Annotated in this window: 19 protein-coding genes; 14 read left to right on the forward strand and 5 right to left on the reverse strand. The window is 70.5% G+C overall.

The window, feature by feature from the left end:
* Window positions 1–211 precede the first annotated feature (211 nt).
* From AB0H88_RS30360 to AB0H88_RS30400, 9 genes are all read left to right on the forward strand, one after another.
* Entirely contained in the window at window positions 212–2,509 is a 2,298-nt protein-coding gene (locus AB0H88_RS30360) for a helix-turn-helix transcriptional regulator (RefSeq protein ID WP_357650382.1), read from the forward strand.
* Between the two features lie 115 nt (window positions 2,510–2,624).
* Window positions 2,625–3,179, forward strand: coding sequence for an alpha/beta hydrolase (locus AB0H88_RS30365; RefSeq protein ID WP_357650384.1), 555 nt, complete (start codon window positions 2,625–2,627; stop codon window positions 3,177–3,179).
* Between the two features lie 153 nt (window positions 3,180–3,332).
* Window positions 3,333–6,290 carry an AAA family ATPase gene (locus AB0H88_RS30370; protein ID WP_357650387.1) on the forward strand — a complete coding sequence of 986 codons (2,958 nt, stop codon included), beginning with the start codon at window positions 3,333–3,335 and terminating at the stop codon, window positions 6,288–6,290.
* An 84-nt stretch (window positions 6,291–6,374) separates the two neighbouring features.
* The gene (locus AB0H88_RS30375; RefSeq protein ID WP_357650390.1) at window positions 6,375–7,139 is read left to right on the forward strand and encodes an alpha/beta hydrolase; all 765 of its coding nucleotides are present in this window, start codon (window positions 6,375–6,377) and stop codon (window positions 7,137–7,139) included.
* A gap of 25 nt (window positions 7,140–7,164) precedes the next feature.
* On the forward strand, window positions 7,165–7,965 hold the full coding sequence (locus tag AB0H88_RS30380; RefSeq protein ID WP_357650393.1) for an alpha/beta hydrolase: 801 nt from the start codon (window positions 7,165–7,167) through the stop codon (window positions 7,963–7,965).
* Window positions 7,966–8,040: 75 nt separating this feature from the next.
* Entirely contained in the window at window positions 8,041–8,826 is a 786-nt protein-coding gene (locus tag AB0H88_RS30385) for an oxidoreductase (protein ID WP_357650395.1), read from the forward strand.
* Window positions 8,827–9,155: 329 nt separating this feature from the next.
* A complete protein-coding gene (locus tag AB0H88_RS30390) occupies window positions 9,156–10,328 on the forward strand; it encodes a serine hydrolase domain-containing protein (RefSeq protein ID WP_357650398.1) in 1,173 nt (390 codons plus the stop codon).
* Between the two features lie 89 nt (window positions 10,329–10,417).
* Window positions 10,418–11,437, forward strand: coding sequence for an NAD(P)/FAD-dependent oxidoreductase (locus AB0H88_RS30395; RefSeq protein WP_357650400.1), 1,020 nt, complete (start codon window positions 10,418–10,420; stop codon window positions 11,435–11,437).
* Between the two features lie 47 nt (window positions 11,438–11,484).
* On the forward strand, window positions 11,485–12,672 hold the full coding sequence (locus AB0H88_RS30400) for an FUSC family protein (protein ID WP_357650403.1): 1,188 nt from the start codon (window positions 11,485–11,487) through the stop codon (window positions 12,670–12,672).
* A gap of 18 nt (window positions 12,673–12,690) precedes the next feature.
* On the opposite strand, the gene AB0H88_RS30405 is transcribed toward AB0H88_RS30400, so the two are convergent.
* From AB0H88_RS30405 to AB0H88_RS30415, 3 genes are all read right to left on the reverse strand, one after another.
* Window positions 12,691–13,815, reverse strand: coding sequence for an AI-2E family transporter (locus tag AB0H88_RS30405; protein ID WP_357650406.1), 1,125 nt, complete (start codon window positions 13,813–13,815; stop codon window positions 12,691–12,693).
* A 101-nt stretch (window positions 13,816–13,916) separates the two neighbouring features.
* Window positions 13,917–14,309, reverse strand: a complete 393-nt coding sequence (locus tag AB0H88_RS30410; RefSeq protein ID WP_357650408.1) for a hypothetical protein — start codon at window positions 14,307–14,309, stop codon at window positions 13,917–13,919.
* A 35-nt stretch (window positions 14,310–14,344) separates the two neighbouring features.
* Complete coding sequence (locus tag AB0H88_RS30415; protein WP_357650410.1) at window positions 14,345–15,193, reverse strand: MerR family transcriptional regulator; 849 nt, start codon at window positions 15,191–15,193, stop codon at window positions 14,345–14,347.
* Between the two features lie 117 nt (window positions 15,194–15,310).
* Between AB0H88_RS30415 and AB0H88_RS30420 the strand changes: the two genes are divergently transcribed.
* The 4 genes from AB0H88_RS30420 to AB0H88_RS30435 are packed head-to-tail and all read left to right on the forward strand — an operon-like array spanning window position 15,311 to window position 21,075.
* A complete protein-coding gene (locus AB0H88_RS30420; protein WP_357650412.1) occupies window positions 15,311–15,838 on the forward strand; it encodes a PadR family transcriptional regulator in 528 nt (175 codons plus the stop codon).
* Window positions 15,835–16,527 carry an ABC transporter ATP-binding protein gene (locus AB0H88_RS30425; RefSeq protein ID WP_357650414.1) on the forward strand — a complete coding sequence of 231 codons (693 nt, stop codon included), beginning with the start codon at window positions 15,835–15,837 and terminating at the stop codon, window positions 16,525–16,527. The genes AB0H88_RS30420 and AB0H88_RS30425 overlap by 4 nt, the downstream gene beginning before the upstream one ends.
* Window positions 16,524–18,743 carry an FtsX-like permease family protein gene (locus AB0H88_RS30430; protein ID WP_357650417.1) on the forward strand — a complete coding sequence of 740 codons (2,220 nt, stop codon included), beginning with the start codon at window positions 16,524–16,526 and terminating at the stop codon, window positions 18,741–18,743. Before AB0H88_RS30425 ends, AB0H88_RS30430 begins: the two co-directional genes overlap by 4 nt.
* 7 nt (window positions 18,744–18,750) lie before the next feature.
* Complete coding sequence (locus tag AB0H88_RS30435) at window positions 18,751–21,075, forward strand: penicillin acylase family protein (protein ID WP_357650419.1); 2,325 nt, start codon at window positions 18,751–18,753, stop codon at window positions 21,073–21,075.
* Between the two features lie 24 nt (window positions 21,076–21,099).
* On the opposite strand, the gene AB0H88_RS30440 is transcribed toward AB0H88_RS30435, so the two are convergent.
* Window positions 21,100–21,453: a hypothetical protein gene (locus AB0H88_RS30440; protein WP_357650421.1), complete on the reverse strand. Its 354-nt coding sequence runs from the start codon at window positions 21,451–21,453 to the stop codon at window positions 21,100–21,102.
* Between the two features lie 95 nt (window positions 21,454–21,548).
* Window positions 21,549–22,937, reverse strand: a complete 1,389-nt coding sequence (locus tag AB0H88_RS30445; RefSeq protein WP_357650424.1) for a cytochrome P450 — start codon at window positions 22,935–22,937, stop codon at window positions 21,549–21,551.
* A 236-nt stretch (window positions 22,938–23,173) separates the two neighbouring features.
* On the opposite strand from AB0H88_RS30445, the gene AB0H88_RS30450 reads away from it, so the two are divergent.
* Window positions 23,174–23,566 carry a GntR family transcriptional regulator gene (locus AB0H88_RS30450; protein WP_357650426.1) on the forward strand — a complete coding sequence of 131 codons (393 nt, stop codon included), beginning with the start codon at window positions 23,174–23,176 and terminating at the stop codon, window positions 23,564–23,566.
* The last annotated feature ends 43 nt before the right edge of the window (window positions 23,567–23,609 follow it).

The following is a 23,609-nucleotide window of genomic DNA, read 5'->3' on the forward strand; positions in this document are numbered from 1 at the left end:
CCTTTTCGAGGCGAGCGAGGGTCGTAGGCTGCTCAACGCGCTGGGTTATGGGGCAAACCGTAGAAACCGGCTCGCTTGCCGCGCGAGCGTCACCTGACTGCGTCACCGAGCGCTATGTGACTGCGGGTCTTGTTCCAGGCTGAAGGGGAACGAAGCGGCGGCTCGTCCTCGATCGTGCCTAAGGCCGCTGTCACCGGTCTTCCCGTAAGCTTTGGGTGATCTCCACCAGGTCGCGGAGAAGGAGCACTCGATCAGCGCCCCACCCAGCTTCGCGGAGGTGCTGCGTCGCCATCGGCACGCGGCACGTCTGACGTTGGAGCAGCTCGCCGAGGCCTCGGGGGTCAGCGACCGGACGCTGTCGGACATGGAACGCGGACGCAGCAAGGGCCCCCAGCATCGGACCGTCACCGCGCTGGCCGATGCCCTCGGTCTGGCCGACGCCGACCGCGAACAGCTCGTCGAGCTGGCGCGCGAGGGCCGCCTGCGCGATCGCTGGGCCCGCCCGACCGGGCTGTGCGAGCTGCCGCGCTCCGTCGACGACTTCACCGGCCGAGTCGCGGAACTGGCCTGGACCAGCGAGCTCTTACGCGCCGGGGACGCACCGGGGACCGCGGGTGTGCGGCTCATCACCGGCTCTGCCGGGCTGGGCAAGACCACGCTGACCGTCCGCGCCGCTCACGCCCTGCGGCCGGACTTCCCCAAGGGGGTGTTCTTCCTCGACCTGTTCGGTATGTCCGCGCAGCCACTGCCCGTCGACGAGGCCCTGGGCATGCTGCTTCGCGCACTCGGCATCGCGGATCAGCAGATCCCGGGCGACGTCGCCGGGCGTGCGTCCTTGTACCGGTCTCTGCTGCGTGACCGGCGCGTACTGATCGTGCTCGACAACGCCGGCTCCGAGGAGCAGGTCCGGCCGCTGCTGCCGGGCGGTGGCGCGGGCAGGGCCCTGGTGACCAGTCGCCGCCTGCTGGCCGGCCTGGAAGGAGTGCGCAGACTCGGCCTCGGGCCCCTGCCCCTGCTGGAGGCCACCGAACTGCTGACCGGAATCCTGAAAGACCGCGGCGCCTCGGACGAAGGCTCGGCCGTCTGGCAGCTCGCGCAGCTGTGCGGCGGTCTACCTCTCGCGCTCCGGATCACCGGAAATCGGCTGGTCAGCCGGCCCGGCTGGAACGCCGCAGACCTCGCCGCCCGGCTGACGAACGAGGAGCGCCGCCTGGACCAGCTCAGCGCCGGCGATCTCAAGATCGCCACCGCGTTCGGGTTGTCCTACGAGCAGCTGGCCACCTCGACCCGGCGGGTCTTCCGCCGGCTCTCCCTGGTGCCGGGTCGCAGCTTCGACGCCGCTCTCGCCGCCGTGGTGGGCGGCACGTCGATCGAGGGAGCATGGGACGCCCTCGACGAACTCGTCGACCTCGGTCTGCTGCAGGACAGCACGTTGGGACGCTACCGCTTCCACGACCTGGTCCGGCTGTTCGCCCGCGACCGGCTCAGGGAGGAGGAACCCGCGGCCGAGCGCGACGCGCTCACCGTGACGATGACGTCGTGGCTGCTGCGGATGGCCACCACCGCCGGGCGGTGGTTCGATCCCCTGTACGGCCGTCCCGACCGGCCTGACCCCGACCTCGCCCACCTGTCCTCCCCCGAGGAGGCCGACCACTGGCTACGCGTGAATGCGGACAACTGGCTGGGCGCGTTACGTCACGCGGCGAGCGTCGGCCGGTTCACCGCCGTCCTCGACTGCGCCGAGTCGATGGACTGGTTCTCCGATCAGTGGATGCACGCGCCGCACTGGTACGAGGTGTTCACCCTCGGTGCCGAGGCCGCCGCTGTGCTGGGGGATCCTGCCCGGCAGGCCGCGCAGCTGAACATGCTGGCCTGGGTCCATCTGGTGCCGCGCGAGGACATGGAGACCGCACTGTGCTACACAGCCCAGGCGATGGACGTGGCGACCCGCAGTGGCGCCACGGTGCAGATCGCCTTGGCCCACCACCATGCGGCGGGCGCGCTTCGACGGCTCGGACGGCTCGATGAGGCCATCGCGTCGGAAACCCAGGCGGCGGAGATACACAAGGCCAACGGCGACATCGATCGGTACTGCCACTGTCTCGGCGCACTCGGTACCTGCCTTCGCGACGCCGGACACTACACCAAGGCACTGGAGCAGTACCTCGACTTGCTGGCCCTGCTGAACGACGACCGCTCGGGGATAACGCCGAGCGTCGCGGCGTTCACCCGGCCGATCGCGCTCGCCCGCGTCGGCGAATGTCTGGGACTGCTCGGCCACCGGGCCGAAGCGATCACCAAGCTCACCGAGGCGATCAGCCTCATGGAGCAGGCTCAGTTGCCTGTCCCGCAGGCACGCTCCCTGGAGACACTCGCGGCCTTGCTGGCCGAGGAGGACCGGACCGGCGATAGCCGCCATACCTACGCGCGGGCGGCCGAGGTGTACGAGGCCATCGGCGACGCCGAGGCGAGCAGCCGCTGCCGCGACCTGGCGAACGCCGCGTCCTGACAGTTTCCGCGCCACTTCTGCGTCCTGTTCTGCGTGGCCGGGCCACGTGCGCGCGACTTGGATGGAGTGCACCGGGACCGGCGCCAGGGTCCGTCCATCCAGCTCAGGAGCGACCATGACCACCATCAGGAACATCGTGCTCGTGCACGGTGGTTTCGTGGACGGATCCGGCTGGCAGGACGTCTACGACGAGCTGACCAGGAACGGACTCCGCGTCTACATCGTGCAGAACCCGACGCTGTCGCTGGAGGATGACGCCGCGGTGACCCGCCGGGTCCTGGACGGCCTCGACGGCCCGGCCGTCCTGGTCGGCCACTCCTACGGCGGAGTCGTCATCAGCGAGGCCGGCACCCACCCCAACGTCGCGTCGCTGGTGTACATCGCCGCGTTCGCCCCCGACAAGGGCGAATCGGTCAACACCCTCATCGCATCTGACTCCCAGGTTCCGTGGGGCGTGGACGGCGTCGGCGGGACGGTCACCGAACCGGCCTGGCGGCACAAGCCCAGCTGGTACCTCGTCGCGACCGAGGACCGGATGATCCCGCCGCCGGCCCAGCGCATGATGGCCGAGCGCGCCGGAGCGAAGGTCGTCGAGGTCATCGGCAGCCACGCCGTCTACGTCTTCCAGCCCGCCGCTGTCGCCGACCTCATCTGCGAGGCCGCCGCCTGACGTCCGCCCCGGATACCGATCACATCCGACCGGACAGTTCCACCAAGTGACAAGGCGCTGCTCAGAAGGGCGTTCAGACAGGGGCCGCCGACGAGCCGCCCAGAACACGCGCACCCGCAGAACTGAGCGCATCAGTGAAAGGCCGGAATCCTCATGACCCACGTTTCCGACGAAGGCATGCTGCTCATCCCCGGCGGCACCCTCATCAGCGCCACACCCACTGATTCCGCCACGGCGCACGACCGGCCCGGTCAGAAGCGATCTGTCAACAGAGGTGACAGTTACTCCGGCTCAGCGGTCCGCTCCTACCTGGAGGCCGGGTTCGCTGGACGGGACCTCGGGAGCAAGCGATCATGGCTCCATATGGCGGCAAACCAGCCAGTAAGAGCACTTTTCGGGCGGGAGTCCGAACAGCGGCGTCTCGGCGATTTCGTGGACGGCGTCCGCAGGAGCGGCGGGGCGATGCTGGTGCGCGGCGAGGCGGGGATCGGGAAGTCGGCCCTGTTGCTGGACACGGCGGGGATCGCGGCCGCGCGTGGCATGCGGATCTTGCGGACGGTGGGTGTGGAATCAGAGACGCACATGCCCTTCGCCGGCCTGCATCAGGTATTGCTTCCGCTTCGTACCGAGATCGGGGAACTGCCCGCCCCGCAGCGCGACGCGCTGGGAGCGGCGTTCGGGCTGACCGACGCCCGGGTGCCCGACCCGTTCCTCATCGCCTTGGCGGCGCTGAACCTCCTGGGCGAGGCCGCCGCCCGCTCGCCCGTCCTGCTCCTGGTCGAAGACGCTCACTGGCTGGACCGCGCCAGCGCCGACGTGCTCGCGTTCGTCGCGCGACGGCTGGAGTCCGAACCGATCGTGCTGCTGGCCGCGATACGCGACGGTTTCCCGAGTCCACTTGACGGGGCCGGGCTACCGGAGTTGCTCCTCGATCGGCTCGATGACAGCGCCGCGACCGCCTTGCTGGACGCCTGCGGCACCACCCTGACGCCGACGGTGCGCACACGGTTGCTACGGGAGGCTGCGGGAAACCCGTTGGCCCTGGTCGAGCTGCCGATCGCCGCGGAAACGCAGGGCGGGAAGGGGCCCCTGCCGCCGGGATGGCTCCCGCTGACCACCCGGCTGGAACAGACCTTCACCGCCCGCATGTCGGGGTTGCCGTCGATCCTCCGGACCATGCTGCTGGTCGCCGCGCTCAACGACAGCACCGCCCTTTCCGAGATCCTCGATGCCACCGCGTTGATCACCGGCGTACCGGTCACGGCAGACGATCTGGCGCCCGCTGTCACCGTACGGCTGGTCGACGTGCACGAGACCGGAGTGTCGTTCCGGCACCCGCTCATGCGCTCGGCGATCTACCAGGGGGCGAGCATCTCCCAGCGGCACGCGGTGCACGCCGCCTTGGCCGACGTCCTCACCGGCCGGCCGGACCGTCGCCTCTGGCACCGCGCGGCATCCACCCCCAGGCCGGATGAGACCATCGCCGTCGAGCTGGAGACCACGGCCAGAAGTGTGCGAGGTCGGGGCGACCTGTTGTCGGCCGTCGCGGCGCTGGAGCACGCGGCCAGGCTCAGCGAGAATCCCGCTCACCGGTGTGAACGGCTGGTGCGGGCCGCCGAGTACGCGGCTGAGATGGGACGGCGCGATATCGTCGGGCGGCTGCTGGGCGAAGGCGAGCGGCTGCAGCCGTCGGCCCAGCAGCGGGCTCGTATGGTGTGGATCCGCGAGACCTTCGAGGACGGCATCCGTGACGACAGCGCGGCGGCGCACTCGCTGGCCGACCTCGCCGAGAGCATGGCGGCGCAGGGAGATGTCGATCTCGCGCTGAAACTCCTGTCCAGTGCGTCCTTGCGATGTTTCTGGGCTCATGCTGACGAGCGGTCGCGGCAACGCGTCGTCACCGTGGCCGAGGGCCTGCCCGTCGACGATCTGGACGGGCGGTTGCTGACGGTCTTGGCGTTCGCGGCTCCCATCGAGCGTGGCCAGGTCGTGATCGAGCGACTACGCCATCTGGCCGCCCACCCGACCGGCGACCGGCTGGCGGCCCGCCTGCTCGGCAGTTCGGCGTTGATGGTGGGGGCGTTCGACCTGTCAGAGGAATTCTGCGCCGCCTCGTTGCCGGCCCTGCGCGCGCAGGGCCGGCTCAGCCTCCTGGCACGAGACCTCGGGGCACAGGCGTGGAGCGCGGCCCGGCTGGCCGACCTGAGCCTGGCCATTCCCGCGGCCGAGGAGGCCGCCCGTCTGGCGCACGAGACATCCCAGCCGCTGATGCACGCCATGGCTCAGGCCTCGGGCGCGGTGCTCGCCGCGCTACGCGGCGAACAGGATCGCGTGGAGAGCCTCGCGGTGGCGGCCGAGCAGGTGGCCCTGCCCATCGGAGCCCGCCCCGTGCTGGCCACGGTGCAGCATGCGCGTGGGCTCGCCGCGCTGGGCGAGGGACGTTACGCCGACGCCTTCGACCATCTGCGACGGGTGCACGACCCCGCCGATCCGGCCTTCCACCTGGCGCTTCGCTGCTTTTCCATCGCCGAACTCGCAGACGCCGCGGTGCACAGCGGTCAAAGCCGCGCGGTCGCCGGCATCATCGGGGAACTGGAGACGGTGGCGCTCACCACACCGTCGCCGTCCTTGCACGCCGACCTGCGCTACGCCCGGGCCGTTCTGGCCGATGAGGCGGCAGCGGAGCCCTTCTTCGATGCCGCGCTCGGGGCCGACCTGCGGCGATGGCCCTTCGTGCGGGCCCGGGTGCAGCTGGCGTACGGTGAATGGCTGCGGCGCCAACGGCGTACGGCCGAGTCGCGGGCGCCCTTGCGCACGGCTCGCGAGACGTTCGACGCCTTGGGGGTGATCCCCTGGAGCGAGCGGGCGCGCCAGGAGCTGCGGGCCTCCGGCGAGAGCAGCCGCAGCCGCAGCAGCGAAGCACGCGACGTGCTGACCGCACAGGAACTCCAGATCGCCCAGATGGCGGCCGACGGCCTGACGAACCGGGAGATCGGCGAGAAGCTCTACCTGTCCCATCGAACCGTCAGCTCCCACCTCTACAGGATCTTCCCCAAGCTGGCGATCACCTCGCGATCGGCGTTGAGCACAGCCCTGCGCGTATCAGCCTGACCTCACCGCTTCGCTCGGGTGACGCTCGGTGACGCAGTCATGTGACGCTCGCGAGGCGCGCGGAGGGCTTCCTACGGTGAGGCCATGACCACAGGGAACTCCTTCAAGAACGGCAGCACGCCGACCGTCGTGCTGGTCCACGGCGCCTTCACGGACGCGTCGAGCTGGGCGGGCGTGATCGCCGAGCTCCAGGCATCCGGGATCCCCGTGACCGCGGTGGCCAACCCGCTGCGCGGGGCGGCCACCGACGCCGCCTACCTCGCCGGCCTCGTCGCCGCGATCGACGGCCCGGTCCTGCTGGTGGGTCACTCCTATGGAGGCGTGGTCATCACCCGGGCCGGGGCCCAGGCGGGCAACGTGGTCGGGCTGGTCTACGTGACCGCGTTCGCCCTGGAGGCAGGGGAGAGCGTGCTGGACGTCACGGGCCGCTTCCCCGACAGCCTGCTGGGCCCGGCGCTGCGGCCGGCCGTCTTCCGCACAAGCGATGGAGAGGAGGCCGTGGAGCTGTACCTCAAGGACGACCATTTTCCAGCTGTGTTCGCCGCCGACCTGCCTGAGCGCCTCACCTCGGTGGCGGCCGTCGCGCAGCGCCCCATCGCGGCGGTGGCGTTCGAGGAGAGCTCTCCCGCCGCGAGCTGGACGAGTCTGCCGTCCTGGTACGTCGTGGCGACCGCCGACCAGGCGATCCATCCCGCCGCCCAGCGTTTCATGGCCCAGCGCGCCGGAGCCGACACCATCGAGGTCGACGCCTCGCACGCGATCGCGCTGGCGCAACCGGCAGCGGTGGCCGGCCACATCCGCACCGCCGCGACCGCGACCCAGGCGGTCACGCACACCCATCCGGCATGACAGCCGTGTTCCTGAGGAGCAACCGATGACCGCACCGACCATTCCCGTCATCTTCATCCACGGCCTGTGGCTGCACGCCACCTCCTGGTCCGCCTGGACCGAGCTGTTCACGACCGCCGGCTACGACGCGGCAGCCCCCGGCTGGCCGGGCGACAGCGAAAGCGTCGAACAGTCCAGAAAAGACCCCGACAGCATCGCCGACCACGGCATCGACGACGTCGTCGCCCACTACACGGAGATCATCAACGCTCTGGACGTCAAGCCGATCCTGATCGGCCACTCCTTCGGCGGCATGATCGCCGAGAAGCTGCTCGGGCAGGACCTGGCCCGAGCCGCGATCGCGATCGACGCCGCACAGATCAAGGGGGTGTTGCCGCTGCCGCTGTCGGCGCTGCGCTCGACCCTGCCGGTGTTCAAGAACCCGGCCAACAAGCATCGGGCCGTCTCCCTCACCCTCGACCAGTTCACCTACGCCTTCGGCAACGCCATCCCGGCTCAGGAGGCCGCCGAGCTGTACCAACGCTGGACCATTCCCGCGCCGGGCAAGCCGCTGTTCGAGGCCGCCGCCGCCAACTTCTCCCCCCACTCACCCGCCAAGGTCGACACCGGCAACAACGCCCGGGGTCCGCTGCTGCTGATCGCCGGCGGCAAGGACCACACCGTCCCCGAGACCGTCACCAAAGCGACCCTCAAGCAGTACCGGGACTCCACGTCGATCACCGACTTCCAGGAGTTCCCCGATCGCGGCCACTCCCTGACCATCGACCACGGCTGGCGTGAGGTCGCCGACGCGTGCCTGACCTGGCTCGCCGGGTACGACCTGTAGACGAGCGAGAGCGATCCGCGGCGTTGAGCGCCATCACCGCTCAACGCCGCGGACTGTGCCGCAGAAAGGGATGTCATGGACTTGGAACTGCAGGGCAAGGTCGCGGTGGTGACCGGTGCCAGCAAGGGAATCGGACTGGCCATCACCCAGGCCCTGGTCGAGGAGGGAGTCCAGGTCGTCGCCGGATCACGCCGAAGCACACCTGAACTGAAGAAAGTGGGCGAACGGGGAAGTATGCAGGCGATCGAGGTTGATCTCGCCACCACCGCGGGCCCGGCCCACCTCATCGCCGCCGCGCTGGCACACGGACGCCTCGACATCCTGGTCAACAACGTCGGCGCGGTCGCGCCGCGCCTGACCGGGTTCCTGAACGTCACCGACGAACAATGGCTGCACAGCCTGACGCTCAACCTGATGGCGGCGATACGCACCACCCGCGCCGCGCTGCCGACCATGCTCGCGGCCGGGCATGGCAACATCGTCACGATCAGTTCGGTCAACGCCTTCCTGCCCGACCCGGCAGTGATCGACTACAGTGCCGCCAAAGCCGCCCTCACCAACTTCTCCAAAGCCCTGTCGAAAGAGGTCGGGGCCCAAGGCATCCGGGTCAACACCATCAGTCCCGGTCCGGTCACCACGGACCTGTGGCTCGGAGACGAAGGCGTCGCCGCGACCGTTGCCCGCGCCAGTGGCGGTGACCCCGCGGCGGTGGCCGAACAGACCGCCGCCCAAGCCGAGACCGGCAGGTTCACCCACCCACACGAGATCGCCGACCTGGTACTGCTCCTGTCCAGCGACCGAGCGGGGAACATCACCGGCACCGACTTCGTCATCGACGGAGGACTCACCAAAACCCTGTGAATCTCTCGCCTTGCCGGCGACCTGCCGCCCAGGGCTTATGACGCCTTCTTACCGGCACCCCTTCTTACAGCGTGATGTCGTGGCACCGCTGCCCACGGGCCGAGCGGCACCCCGGCTGCGGTCGTGTCCGGGCATCGGTAGGCGATCTGGACAACGGGGGTCGGACGGGGCTGGCGCCACGCTGGTTACTCCGGGTTCATCAGCCTGGAGAACTACCGGGGATGCGACCCTGGTCGCAGGGAAAGATCGTCACGAGTGGTGACGAGAGACGGGCGCCGACGCCGCCAGGATGGAGATCCGTTTCCACGATCTCCAGCGAAGGAAGGCGTATGCCGCCGATGAATGGTAAGCGCATGGCGATCGCCGTGCTGGTCGCCGCGGGCCTGCTGTCGCCTGTTCCGGCCGCCGCACAGGCGCGGCACGACGAGCCCGTCGGCATGCGGCAGGCGCTCGAGGCGGCCGTGTCCGCCGGTGCCCCCGGCGTCCTGGTCCGGATCGACGACGAGCACGGGACGTGGATCGCCACCAGGGGGACCGCCGACCTGGACACCCGCGGAGCGGTGCCGCGCGAGGCGCGCTTCCGCGTCGCCAGCGTGACCAAGAGCATGGTCGCCGCAACCGTCTTGCAACTGGTTCAGGAGGGCGAGCTGAGCCTGGACGAGCCGATCGGCAGACGGCTACCCGGCCAGATCGACGGCGGCGACCAGATCACGGTGCGGGAGTTGCTCAACCACACCGGCGGCCTGGCCACCTACGACGAAGCCGCCGAGTTCGCCGATCCCGAGCAGTACGGTAAGCGGAGCTATACCCCACGGCAGCTCATCGACGAGGCCGAGGGGCTGCCCTCGCCCGAGCGGGGTCGCTTCAGCTACTCCAACACCGGCTACATCTTGCTCGGGCTGCTCGTGGAGAAGGTGACGGGCCATGAGCTGAGCGAGGAACTCGAGCGGAGGATTTTCCGGCCGGCCGGTATGACGCGCTCCTACCTGCCCAAGACCTGGGACGGCATCCGTGGCCCACACGCCACCGGCTACTACCTGCCCACGGGCGCCGATCCAAGCCGGCCGGGCTCGCTGCGGCCCATCACCCGGCTGAACCCGTCCTTCGCCTGGGCCGCGTACGGAGTGGTGTCAGACGCCCGCGACCTGAACCGCTTCTACCAGGCGCTCTTCGGCGGCCGGCTCGTCAGCCAGAACCTGCTGACACAGATGCGCACCGGCGTCACCACGCCCCAGGCCCCGATCTTCCCCCGGTACGGGCTCGGGCTGGAGGCGGTGGGGCTCACCTGCGGCGAGATGTGGGGCGCGACCGGCTCGATCCCCGGCTACGAGACCTTGAGTTTCGCCGATGCCACGGGCAAGCGCCGGATGACGCTGTCGGTCAACGTACACCGCGGCGATCCTGCGGTCGCGCACATGTTGCTGGCCGCCGTTGACGCGCTCAACCGCTATTTCTGCGGTGAGCCGTACGAACTGCCAGGTGCGGCGTCGAAGGCGCGGTGATCGATCCGTGGCCCTGCTTTGCTGTATCAGCAACAAATTTTGCGCACCCGGCCCGTGGGGTCGCATAGTTCATCGCGGAGGTGGTCAAAGTGACCGATCAGCTGGGGAACGGCTATGACGTGGTGGTGGTCGGCGGTGGCGCTGCCGGATTGAGCGGGGCGCTGATGCTGGCTCGGGCGCGGCGGTCGGTGGCCGTGATCGACGCGGGGGCCCCGCGCAACGCGCCGGCGCAGGGCGTGCACGGGCTGCTGGCGCGGGAGGGGATCCGGCCGGCCGAGTTGCTGGAGCGTGGCCGGGCCGAGGTCCGCGGTTATGGCGCTCATGTGGTGGCCGGGGAGGTCGCCACGGCGGTCCGGGACGCCACGGGGTTCACCGTGGCGCTGGCCGACGGCAGGTCCGTCCGGGCGCGCCGGCTCCTGGTTGCCGCCGGGCTGGTCGACGAGCTGCCGGACGTGCCGGGGCTGCGGGCTCGGTGGGGCAGGGATGTGATTCATTGCCCGTACTGTCACGGCTGGGAGGTTCGTGACCGGGCCATCGGCGTACTGGCCAGCGGGCCGATGGCGGTGCACCAGGCGCTGCTGCTGCGTCAGTGGAGTGCCGACGTCACGCTCTTCTCCCACACCATGCCGCCGCCGGACGGCGAGGAGGCGGAGCGGCTGGCCGCTCGCGGCATCACCGTGGTGGACGGCGAGGTGGCGTCCCTGGAGATCGTCGAGGACCGTCTCGTGGGAGTACGGCTGAGCGACGGCACGCCGGTCCGCCGCGAGGTGATGGCGGTCTCCGCGCGGATGGTGGCGCGCGCCGGGTTCCTGGCGACGCTCGGGCTGCGGCCGGTCGAACATGCCGCGGGGGTCGGCGAGTACATTCCCGCTGACCCGACCGGCCGTACGGACGTGCCCGGCGTTTGGGCCGCGGGCAATGTCAGCGATCTGGTCGCCCAGGTGAGCACTGCCGCCGCGGCGGGTGCCACCGCGGGGGCCCAGATCAACGCCGATCTGGTCGCCGAGGAGACCCGCGAGGCGGTGGCCGCCTACCGGGACCCGTTCTCGGCCGAGTCCGAAGCGCGTCTGTGCCAACTGGCGATGGGGGAGAGCCGCCACGGCCTGTGAACCATCGCGGCAGGTCGCCGTCCTCGCGGGACATATCATGCCATGTCGTGATCCGTTCCTGGCGTGGCCGACTCGCGCGTTCGCTGCGCGGTGAGCTCGCGTACATCCGCACCAGCTGGCACGGGCTGGCCACCAAGGACTCCCACCAACGGCTGCAGGCCCGCCAGATCGGCAAAGCCACCCTGGCGGCCGTGCTGGCCTGGTTCCTGGCCAGCCGGCTGCTGCCGCACGAGAGCATCTGGATCGCCCCCGCCACGGCCGTGATCATGGTGCACGCCACGGTGTACCAGACCCTGACCAACGGGTTACGCCGGGTCGTCGCCGTTGCCGCCGGCGTCATCCTGGCCGGCAGCATCGGCTCCCTGATCGGTCTGACCGCGCTCAGCCTCGTCCTGGTCATCCCACCCGCGCTGCTGGCCGCGCGCTGGCGCCGGATGGGCAAATACGGCTCCGACGTGGCCGCCACCGCCGTCCTCATGCTCTCCTTCGGAGCCGCCTCTCAGGAGCGCTACCTGCTGGCCTACATCATCGCCACCGCCATGGGCGCGGTGTGCGGGGCCGCCATCAACACCTTGCTGTGGCCGCCGCTGTACCACCGCCGCCCCGACGCGGCCTTCCGGCGCCTGGCCGAGCAGGGTGCCGCGCTGCTCGAAGACGTGGCCGACGGGCTGCGCCAAGGCTGGGACCTGTCCGGCCTGGCCGAGTGGCAGGCCCAGGCCACCCGGTTGACGGAGCGCCTGGCCGCCGCCGAGGCCGCCGTGGCGGCCGGCGCCGAGAGCCGTCGCTACAACCTGCGCCGCCTCACCGCGCCACCCGGCCGCGACCACGCACCGCACCTGCGGACCATGGCCGCGGTCAGCACCCACATCGGCGCCGTCATCCAGGCGCTGGCCCACCTCGACAACCGCCACACCCCGCCGTCCAGCTCGGCTGACGTCAGCGACGCGTTCGCCCGCGACTACGCCGACCTGCTGGACCGGCTCGCCGACATCCTGGCCCTTCAGGTCCGGCACGCCGACGACCCCGACTCCATCCGGGACCAGCTGGCCCGCGCGCAAGCCCGGGCCATCGGGATCCACGAGGAGATGAGCGCCGAGATCCAGGCCGGTCAGGTCGACCACCCTGAGGGCTGGGCCGTCAGCGGCAGCCTGCTCACCGACGCCCACCGCATCATGATCCTCCTGGCCGACGGACACGACCCCACCATGGTCGCGCCTGCCAAGGGTCCTCACTGACAACCACGGCCGCAAGGGTCAGTGGCGTTCCTGACGCGGCAGCACCACCTCGGCCGTGATCAGCTGGAGGGCGGCGGCGGCCGGGATGGCCAGCAGCGCGCCCACCACGCCGAGCAGCGCACCACCGATCAGCGCGGCGACGATGGTGGTGGCAGGGGGTACGTCGACGGAGGACTTCATCACTCGCGGCGCGATCAGGTAGTTCTCGATCTGCTGGTAGACGACGAAGAACACCAGCGTGGCGATGGCCACCGGAAACGACACGAACAGTGACACCAAGATGGCGATGGTCGCCCCGATCCCGGCGCCGATCAGCGGTATCAGGTCGGTGACCGCCACGATGATGGACAATGCCAGCGCGTAGGGCACGCCGGCGATCGACAGGAACATGAACGAGGTCACGCCGGCGATCAGGGAGATGAGCAGGTTCCCGGCCACGTACCCGCCGACGCTTTTGAAGATCTGGTCGCCCAGCATCTGTACACGCGGCCGCCGGCTCCTGGGGACCAGCCGGTACCCGACCCGGATCATGGAGGGCAGCGCGGCGAGAAAGTACAGCGTCAAGATCAGTCCCGTGATGGCGGAGAAGACCGCGCTGACCACGACGCTGGCCGCGCCGAGCAGCCCGCCGAACAACTGCTGTCCGACCTGGCCGCCGGTGAGGTAGGCCTGCGCCTGCTCCAGCAGGCCGAAGCGCTGATCGAGCTCGCGCACCTGCGGGTTGTTCTGCAGTTGGCTGATGTAGGTGGGTAACTGTTCGACGAACTGGCCGCTCTGCTGGGACACGGCGGGCACGACCGCGATGACGAAGACCGCGAAGAACGCGATCACCGCGACGAACACCAGGGTGATCGCCAGCCAGCGCGGCAGGCGCCGCTCTTCCAGCCATTCCACCATGGGGTTGAGCCCCACGGCGAGGAACAGCGACGTCACGATCAAGATCAGTATCGAGACGGCGGCGGTCAGCGCCTGGACCAGCAGCCAGGCGGCCAGTACGCCGAGCGCGGCGGTGAAGCCGAAGAGGAAGGGGTTGCTGCCGAAGGGGCGGCCGGGGCGGCCGAACGGTAACGGCGAGGGTTTCTCTCGAACGGCCCGGGCATCGCCCGGGGCCTGCGCGGTGGGGTGATCAGAGGGTTCCGGCACGGGGGCTCCTCTGCCCGGGAGGATCGCTTCGTACCGCGCCGGGGGTCACAGCTTGCCCACCGCTGAGCGTGCTGTGGCGAACGTGTGTGGCCGCTACGTCATCAGCGGTCGAACCAGCGGGTCGCCGAAGGCGTGAGCAGCATGATGACGAGCACCAGCGGTACGAGCGCGGCCGAAACCAGCGTGGGCCAGCCGAGACCGCCGTCGATCGCGTTCGCGAGGAGGGAACCACCGGCCGAGACCACTTCGACGGCGATGACACCCCAGCGCACGAGCTTACGTCGCGAGGACCAGCGGGAGAGCAGCCAGCACATGAGCGCTGTGATCACGGCGCTGTAGAGGAGCAGCAGGAGGAACGGCCAGCTGAAGCCGAAAGCGAGGGTGCCGATCACGATGGCGAGCCCCACGAGGCTGAAGGCCACATCGAGGGTCATGACGAACCTGGCGGCTCGCATGAACGCCGGCATAGGCTCGACCTGGACCGCATCTGTCACATGATCAGGGTAGCCCTCTCGACGCCGGGACGCGATCACTCCCAGGTCACGGAGGCCGGGTCCAGGCCATGGGCAGCCGCGCTCGCGAAGATCACGTCGCGCAGCCAGACGGCCAGCCCCGGCTCGAGGGTGTCGTAATACTCCGCGAAACGCGGATCCTCAGCGTGCATCCGCCCGATGCACACCTGCATCGCGCGCGTACAGTCGTAGTGCTGTGAGATCGACGCGCGGTGCCGCTCGGCGAGCGTGTTCGCCTCGTCGGTGCCGGGCGCGACCCCGGTGCGCTTCGCGGCGGCGAGGTCGGCCGTCAGCGCGTCCGCCTCTGCCGTCACCCGCTTCCAGTCCTGCGGTGTCTTGTCGGCGGCTCGCTCGAGGTACTGGGCCCATTGCGCGCTCTCGCCCCAGCGCTCCGCCGCCTCCTCGGTCCAGGCGGGCCGCCAGTGGCTGCCGAAGATCTCGACCTGCTCTTGCGGAGTCAGCCGCATCCCTGAGTCGGCGGCCTCCGTCACGCGATCGACCGCGCGGACCATCGCCTGGAGGCGGGCGATGCGCTCGACCAGAAGTGACCGCTGCCGGCGTAGGTGCTCGCGCGCGTCGGTGGCCGGGTCGTCGAGTACCCGGCCGATTTCGGCGAGAGAGCAGCCGAGCTCCTTGTAGACGAGCACCCGGTGGATCCTGGTGATGTCCTCGGTCGAGTACACCCGGTATCCGGCCCAGGTGCGGCCGCTCGGGCGTACGAGGCCGACGTCGTCCCAGTGGTGCAGCGTTCGTACGGAGATCCCGACGAGCGCGGCCGCGCGACCGACGGTGAGGCCGTCGGTCCCGGCGGAGTCAGCGTCCCCTCCGTCGATGGCGGGTCCGGGTTCGCGGATGTCCCTCGTCATGAGCCCAGTCTCTCTCACCTTGAGACTCGCTCTGGGATCGCGGGCTCGCCGCGGCTCGGTCACCACAGAAGTTGTCCTACCCCCGGCGTATATACCCTCGGGGTATAGTGACGCCTCATGAGCGTACCCCTTGCCTTGCTCGGCCTGCTGGAACGGGAGCCGAGTCATGGATACGACCTGAAACGCGACTACGACACCTTCTTCGGCCGCGGTAAGCCCCTGCCCTTCGGCCAGGTCTATTCCACGCTCGGCCGGCTGGCCAGAGACGGCAAGGTCACCGCCGGGCCGAGCGAGCCGGGCGACGGGCCCGACCGTAAGCGCTATGCCATCACCCCGGTGGGCACGGGCGAGGTCGCGGAGTGGCTGACCGAGCCGGTGGCGGCCGAGCCGTACCTGCAGACCGTGCTGTTCACCAAGGTCGTGCTGGCCCTGATGCTGGGACGCGACGCGGCGGGCTACCTCGACGCCCAGCGGGCGACGCATCTGCGGCGCATGCGGGAGCTGACCGAGATCAAGCGCGCCGGCAACCTGGTCGACGCGCTGCTGGCCGATCATGGGCTGTTCCGTCTCGAGGCCGACCTGCGGTGGATCGACGTCACCCAGGCCCGGCTGGACGCGCTGACGGCGGCGGTGCGCGAGCGATGATCGTCAACCCTGTGCTGCGGGCCGAGGGGATCAGCCGCTCCTTCGGCAACACGCCCGCGCTGCGCGAGGCCGGCCTGTCGGTGAGCGCGGGTGAGGTCCTGGCCGTCATGGGACCCAGCGGTTCCGGCAAGTCGACGCTGCTGCACTGCCTGGCCGGGATCTTCACCCCGGACAGCGGCGAGGTGTGGTTCGACGGGCGGCGGCTGGACACGCTGAGCGACGGCCGCCGCAGCGAGTTACGGCGCACCGCCTTCGGCTTCGTCTTCCAGTTCGGCCAGCTCGTGCCGGAGCTGACCGTGGCCGACAACGTGGCGCTGCCGCTGCTGCTCGGCCGTACCCGGCGCCGTCGGGCCTACGCGCGGGCCGCCTCCTGGCTGGAGCGGCTGGAGCTGGCAGAGCTGGGCGGCCGGCGCACGGGGGAGCTGTCCGGCGGGCAGACGCAGCGGGTGGCCATCGCCAGAGCACTGGTGACCGGGCCGCGGGTCGTCTTCGCCGACGAGCCGACCGGCGCGCTCGACTCTCTCACCGGCGAGCACGTGATGGAGCTGCTGGTGGGCCTGGCCCGCCAGGAGGGCACCACCGTGATCGTGGTGACCCACGACGCCCGGGTGGCCGCCTGCGCCGACCGGGAGGTCGTCGTCCGCGACGGCCGGGTCACCGACCCGTACGCCAGCGGGATCGTCCGATGATCAGGCTGGGCCTGCGGCTGTCGCTGAGCAGCGGCAGGGAGGCGGTGGCCAGGCTGGCGCTGATCGTCGCCGGGGTGGCGGCCGGCGTCGCGGTGCTACTGGGCACGCTGTCGCTCTTCAACGCCTTCCAGGCCACCAACGACCGCCTGTGCTGGGAGTGCACGCGCGGCGCGGCACCCAACGGCTGGGCCCTGGAGGCCACCGCCGACGGCGCGCTGTGGAACCTGCACGAGGACTACTACGCCGGCCAGATGATCACGAGGCTGGACGCCGCCGCGCTCGGCACCCGGGCGCCGGTCATCCCCGGCCTGTCCCGCATGCCCGCTCCCGGCCAGTACTACGCCTCGCCCGCGCTGGCCAGGCTGCTGGACTCGGCGCCGCGCGAGCAACTCGCCGATCGCTTCCCCGGCACCCGTGCCGGGCTGATCGGCCAGGCCGGACTGTCCGGGCCCGACGAGCTGGCCATCGTGGTGGGGCGGACACCGGGGCAGGTCGCCGCCATGCCCGGCGCCACGCAGGTCGACACAGTCGCCACCGAACCCGCGACCGACGGCAACGCCGACATCTACCGGTTCGGCTTCGGTGTCGGCGCCATCGCGCTGATCGTCCCGCTGCTGGCGCTCGTGGGCAGCGCCACTCGGCTGGCGGCCGCCCGCCGTGAGACCCGTCTGGCGGCGATCCGGCTGGTGGGCGCCACCTCCCGGCAGATCAACGTGCTGGCCGCGGTGGACGCCGCGCTGGGCGCGCTGCTCGGCGCGCTGGCCGGCCTGGCGCTCTTCCAGGTGGTGCGGCCCGCCCTGGCCGGGGTGCGGATCACCGGCGTCCGCTTCTTCCCCGAGCTGATCGCCCCACGTCCTTGGCAGTACGCGGCCGTGCTCGCCTGCGTGCCGGTCGCCGCGGCGGGCGCCGCCCTGTGGTCGCTGCGCCGGGTGCGGATCTCACCTCTCGGTGTGGCCAGGAAGGGCGCGGCGCCTGCGCCCAGGGCGTGGCGGGTGATCCCGATGCTGGCCGGGCTGGCGCTGTTCGCGGGCCCGGTGTTCCGCGGCGGCAACGACCCCGATGCCGTGCTGGCCGTGGCGGGGCTCGCCCTGATCATGGTCGGGCTGATCCTGGCCGGCCCCTGGCTGACGATGCGGGCCGCTCGCCTGGCCGCCCGGCGGACCCGGAGCGCGGCGACGCTGCTGGCCGCGCAGCGGATGGTCGCCGACCCCAAGGCCGCCTTCCGCGCGGTGAGCGGGCTCGTGCTGGCGGTGTTCGTCGGTACGGCGATCGCCGGCATCGTTCCCGCGGTGCTGTCCGGGCAGCAGGCCGTGGCCGGGGGAGCGCTGAACCACGTACTGCGCGCCCAGTTCGCCCGGCCCGGCACCGCGGGGCTGTCCCAGCAGACCCAGGAGGACCTGCTCGCCCGGCTGCGCGGCTTCCCGGGCGTGGACGTACTGCCGATCTACGCCATCGCGGAGCAGCCGACCGGCCCGCCGCCCGCGGACGGCCAACCGCCCGCGAGAACCGCCGTCGAATGCGCGAGCCTGGCCCGCTTCCCCGCGCTCGGGCGGTGCCCGGCGGCCACGCACGCCGTGGCGGGAGCCTTCTACCGCGTGGTCAACGTCGACAACCCGCTCACCGTCGACAAGATCCTGCCTCTCGCGGGAGCCGGCAGCCGATCCGTCTCCACCACCACCGGCCTCGACATGGAGTCGATCCTGATCGCCACGGCCGACCCGGTGGCGGTGGAGCGGATCCGCACGCTGCTGGCCGAGCACACCGCCGAGGCCCCGATGACCTTCGCCGAGGTCGCCCAGGTCAGAGCGACCCTGTACACCCAGGGCCAGAACATCGCGCTGGCCGTCGTCGCCCTGACCCTCATCGTCGGCGGCTGCAGCCTCGTGGTCGCGGTCGGCGGCGGGCTGGTCGAACGCAGGCAGCCGTTCACCCTGCTGCGGCTGGCCGGCACCCCCACCCGCACCCTGGCCGGAGTGGTGCTGCTGGAGTCCGCGCTGCCGCTCGTCCTGGCCGCCGTGCTCGCCGCCGGCGCCGGTTTCGGCGTGGCCGAGCCGCTCATCGACCAGCTCGCGATGAAGAAGGCCGCCCTGGCGCTGCCCGGCCCCGTCTACTTCGCGACCGTCGGCGGCGGCCTGACCGCCTCCCTGCTGGTGATCCTCGCCGGCCTGCCACTGCTCAGGCGCCTGACCGCGCCCGACAACGCCCGCTTCGAATAGGAGCCACATGAAGCTCATACCGCGACCGGCCGTGCTGGTCGCGCTGTTCGCGCTGGTCGTGCTCGCTTCCGCCGTGGTGGTGCGCGCGACCGCGCCGTCCGCCGCCGACGAGCGCTACTCCGCCACGATCCGGCGCACCGAGTACGGCATCCCGCACATCTCTGCCAAAGATTACGGCGGCCTCGGGTTTGGGTACGGCTACGCCTTCGCACAGGACAACCTGTGCGTGCTGGCCTCGTGGGTGGTGACCATGCGGGGCGAGCGGTCCCGCTACTTCGGCGCCACGGCCATGTCCGACGACCCGGTCCGCCCGGTCACCAACCTGTCCAGCGACGTCTACAACAAGAGCGTCACGGGCTCCGGCGTCGTGGGGCGGCTGCTGGCCCGGCCCGCGCCGGTGGGGCCGGGCGCCGAGGTGCGCCGCCTGGTCGACGGCTACGTCGCGGGATACAACCGCTATCTGGCCGACACCGGTGTGACGAACCTGCCCGATCCCACCTGCCGGGGCAAGGCCTGGGTCGGTCCCATCACCGCCACCGACATCTGGAACAACCTGCTCGACCTCAACCGCATGATGGGCAGCTCCGGGCTCAAGGACGCCATCACCGGGGTGCGCGGGCCCGAGGCCGACGGTCCGGACAGGAAACCGGCCGCGGGCAGCAACGGCTGGGCGCTGGGCCGTCAGGCGACGCGCGACGGTCACGGCATGCTGCTGGCCGACCCGCACTTCCCGTGGAACGGGATCCGCCGCTTCTACCAGGTGCAGCTCACCATCCCCGGCGTGCTCGACGTCTCCGGCGGCAGCCTGTACGGCACCCCGGTCGTCCAGATCGGACACAACGCGAGCGTGGCCTGGACCCACACCGTCTCCCACGCCCAGCGCCTCACCCTCTACCAGCTGAGGCTCGCGGGTGACCGGAGCAGTTACCTGGTGGACGGCCACGCGGAGCCGGTGGGCCGCCAGGAGGTGGAGGTCATCCTGCGGGACGGTACCACCAGCGGCCACACGATCTACACCTCGCGCTACGGCCCGGTGCTCGCCGTCGGCCAGACCGACAAGGTCGCGTACGCGCTGGCCGACGTCAGCGCCGCCAACCTGCGCGCGGCCGACGAGTGGCTGGCGATGGGCAGGGCGAGGAACCTCACCGAGCTACGCGCGGCCCAGACCACCTACCAGGGCATGGCGTTCGTCCACACGCTGGCCGCCGACGTCGGCGGGACCGCCTACTTCGCCGACGCCTCGGTGGTCCCGCACGTCACCGACGCCAAAGCGCGCCGCTGCGCCAAGCCCTCGCCCATCCCGGGCCTGGAGGCATACGTCCTGGACGGCTCGACCACCGCGTGCCTGTGGGGCAAGGACGGCGACGCCGTGGTGCCCGGCATCTTCGGACCGGGCGAGCAGCCCAGGCTGACCCGCGCCGACTACGTGGCCAACTCCAACAACACCTTCTGGATGACGAACCCGTCGGCGCCCCTGACCGGCTACGCGCAGGCCTGGGGTCAGGCGCGCACCGAGCTGGAGCCGCGTCCCCGGGTCAGCCTGGACATGATCGCCCAGCGGCGGTCCGGCGCCGACGGCCTCGGCGAGCCCGGCTTCACCCTGAAGACGCTGCAGGCCACCGCGTACGGCAAGCGCAACTACACCTTCGAGCTCATGCGTACGGACCTGCTCCGGCTGTGCCGTGCCAACCCCGAGCCGACCACCTCCGAGGGTAAGCGGGTGAACGTACGCGAGGCCTGCCGGACGCTGGCCGACTGGGACGGGCGCGCCACCCTGGACGGCAAGGGGGCCATCCTGTGGCGGGAGTTCTTCACCCGGCTCGGGCGTCCCACCAAGCCGGGAGAGCCCGTGTTCAGCCCCTGGCGGGTGCCGTTCGATCCCGCGCGGCCGCTGACCACCCCTCGGGGGCTCAAGGGCGACGATCCGACGGTTCGGCAGGCCCTGGCCGACGCCGTGTTCTTCTTCCAGGCCAACCGCCTCCCCCTGACGCTGACTCCGGGCCAGGCGCAGCGCTACGCCTCGATCCCGCTTCCCGGCTGCACCGAGGGGGAGGGCTGCTTCGACAGGGTGCGCATGCGCGGTCCGCTCGGCGCCGACGGGCGCTACCCGGAGGTGGACACCGGCTCCAGCTTCATGATGGCCGTCGAGCTCACCCCTGAGGGGCCGCGTACCCGTACCGTCCTGACCTACTCCCTGTCCGCCAACCCCGCCTCGCCCCACCACACCGACCAGACGGTCCTGTTCTCGCGCGGTCAGTGGGTCACCGAGCGCTTCACCGAAGCCGAGATCGCCACCGCACCGCAGCTGAGAACCGCTACGGTGCGCGGGTGACGGAACGCGTCAAGCGGGGCCGAGTCAGCCGTCGAGGCGCACGGTGACGGTGACGCGGCCCGCTTCGTCACGCCGGGCGACCGCGTGCCCGGTGCGGTCGGCGCCGTCCAGGTCCAGCGATATCGGGCCGCCCTCGTCCAGGAAGTTGCGCCACCACTTCTTGGCGTCCGGCATCTGCACGCCGATGGTGACGACGTCGTCCGCCCGCCGGTAGGCGACGGGCGTGCTGAAGACACGTCCTGAGCGGCGTCCCGTGTAGGTGACGATCGTGAGGTGTTTGCGCACCAGCCGGCCCCAGCGAGGAGAGGAGCGCAGCGCGCTCGCGCAGGCGTTGACTCGGGTGACCGCTCGCTTCGGCAGGGGTCCTGTGTAGGGCACGAATCCTCCATCCCGGTAACTGGAGGGGTATCTCCAGTTACCGGTCACCGTAGCACGGTAAGTGGAGTACCCCATCCGGTTGCCGCGAAAGGGACCTATCGTCCCCGACGCAGCCCGCGCAGGAAGTTCCACAGCGCGGAGCGGGGCGTTACTTGCCCGGTGGCGACCTCACCCGCCGCGGATGGCTGCGCGTCCACGGAAGCCGGGGTGGCCGGGCGGACGTGCGTGCTGGCGAGTTCGTACTGGACGGGCAGGGACCGCAGCGCTCGCATGAAGGGGGAGGGGCGCCAGGGCAGCTGGTCGGGCGGCAGCGCCAGCTTCATCTTGGAGAACCGGTTGAAGAGCCGGCGTACGGCGATCGTGGTGATCTGGGTCGCGAGCCGCTGGCCCAGGCAGCTGTGCGGTCCCGCGCCCCAGGCGAGGTGGGCGCGGGTGCTGCGGATGGCCTGCCGATCGATCGCCCCGGCGAATCGCGGGTCGGCGTGCGCGCCCGCGACGGAGAGCATGACCGGGTCCCCGGCGGCGATCGTGTAGTTGCCCAGCTTCACGTCCGTCATCGGGAACCGGAAGGTCAGGTTGGCCATCGGCGGATTGAGCAGGGCGACCCGATTGACCGTCTCGTCGATCGACCCCGCCGACAGGCTCTCCCGGACATCCGGATTGGAGATGACCTCGACGACCACGTTGCAGACGAGGCTGGCGGTGAAGTCCAGCAGGCCGGGCAGCATGAGGAGCTCGCGGGCCAGCTCGTCCAGCGTGAAGTCCGGCTTCGCCTCGATCATGTAGGAGGGCAGGTCGTCCCCGGGATGGTCGCGCTTGCTCGCCGCGAGCTCCGTCATGGCGGCGTACAGCCGCTCGAACGCCGCGGGCGCGTCCGGCCCGGCGTCGATCATCCGCCAGAGGTCCATCACGACGTCCTCGCCGCGTGAGGCGGTGAAGCCGAGCATGCGGTTGGCGACCATCAGAGGGAGTGGCCGCGCGTACTGCGCCGCCAGGTCCGCCCATCCCGTGGAGCCGCCTTCCGCCAGCGTGTCGAGGAGGTCGTCGGCGTAGCGCACGATCGAACGTTCCAACTGCTGCGCCTGGATGTGGCTGGGGTTCTGGAAGGGCGCGAGCGCGCTGGTCCACGCGCCCCGCAACTCGCGCTGCGCCGTGCCCTCCTGGAACGCCGAGCTGTTGACCTGGAAGACGGGCAGCAGCGGCCAGTCCGCCGGTAGCCGCCCCTCGATGTTGGCCTGCCACCTGTCGACGTGCTTGCTCCAGATGCCGCCCGTGTTCTGCAGGACGCGCAGCACTTCCTCATAGCCCAGGACGAACCAGACCGGCACCCCGAGGAGGTCGACCGGGGCGACCGGTCCGTACGTGGCGCGCAGGCGTTCGTGCACCAGGGCGGGATCGGCGTCGTATTCCCTGGTCAGCAGCGGTTCTATGGGCGTCGACGATGGTGTTTGGGCAGGCTGCTGGGGCCACGGGCCATGGGTCACGGGGACGAACTACCTCTCTGGTCGCTCCCGTCGCCACGTTGGTGCAGATGTAACAGCACGAGTGATGCGCTCTGGGAGCTTTCTGCCGATTCACACAAGAGGTCAGTAAGCATCACCTATCCCGCTGGTCATGGCAAGAGTCCATCCTGATGACCCGCTCCGGGGGCACCAGCTCCTTACTGCCTCCTTAGAGCTAGTAATCTAAAGTGCTAGGAGTCTAGATAAATGGAGTGATCGTGATCGAGTTCCATCTGGACGGCCGGTCCGGGGTCTCGCCCTACCTGCAGCTGGTGCAGCAGGTGCGGCACGCGCTGCGGCTGGGCCTGCTGCAAGAGGGGGACCAGCTGCCGACGGTCAAGGAGGTGGTGGCACGGCTGGCGATCAACCCCAACACGGTGCTCAAGGCCTACCGGGAGCTCGAGCACGAGGGCCTGGCGGCGGCCAGGCCGGGGGTCGGGACGTTCGTGACGAAGACGCTGACCGACGCCTCACTGGCCGCGCACGGCCGGCTGCGCCAGGACCTGCGGCGCTGGCTGGCCAAGGCCCGCCTGGCCGGCCTCGACGACGAAAGCATCGAGGCCCTGTTCATGACCACCTTTCGGACCGCCGCTCAGGAGGACATAGCGTGACCGAGCGAAGCGAGGGCACCAATATGCACAGCACTCAAGTCAT

It is taken from the genome of Nonomuraea sp. NPDC050680 (assembly GCF_040654555.1).
GTDB lineage: Bacteria > Actinomycetota > Actinomycetes > Streptosporangiales > Streptosporangiaceae > Nonomuraea.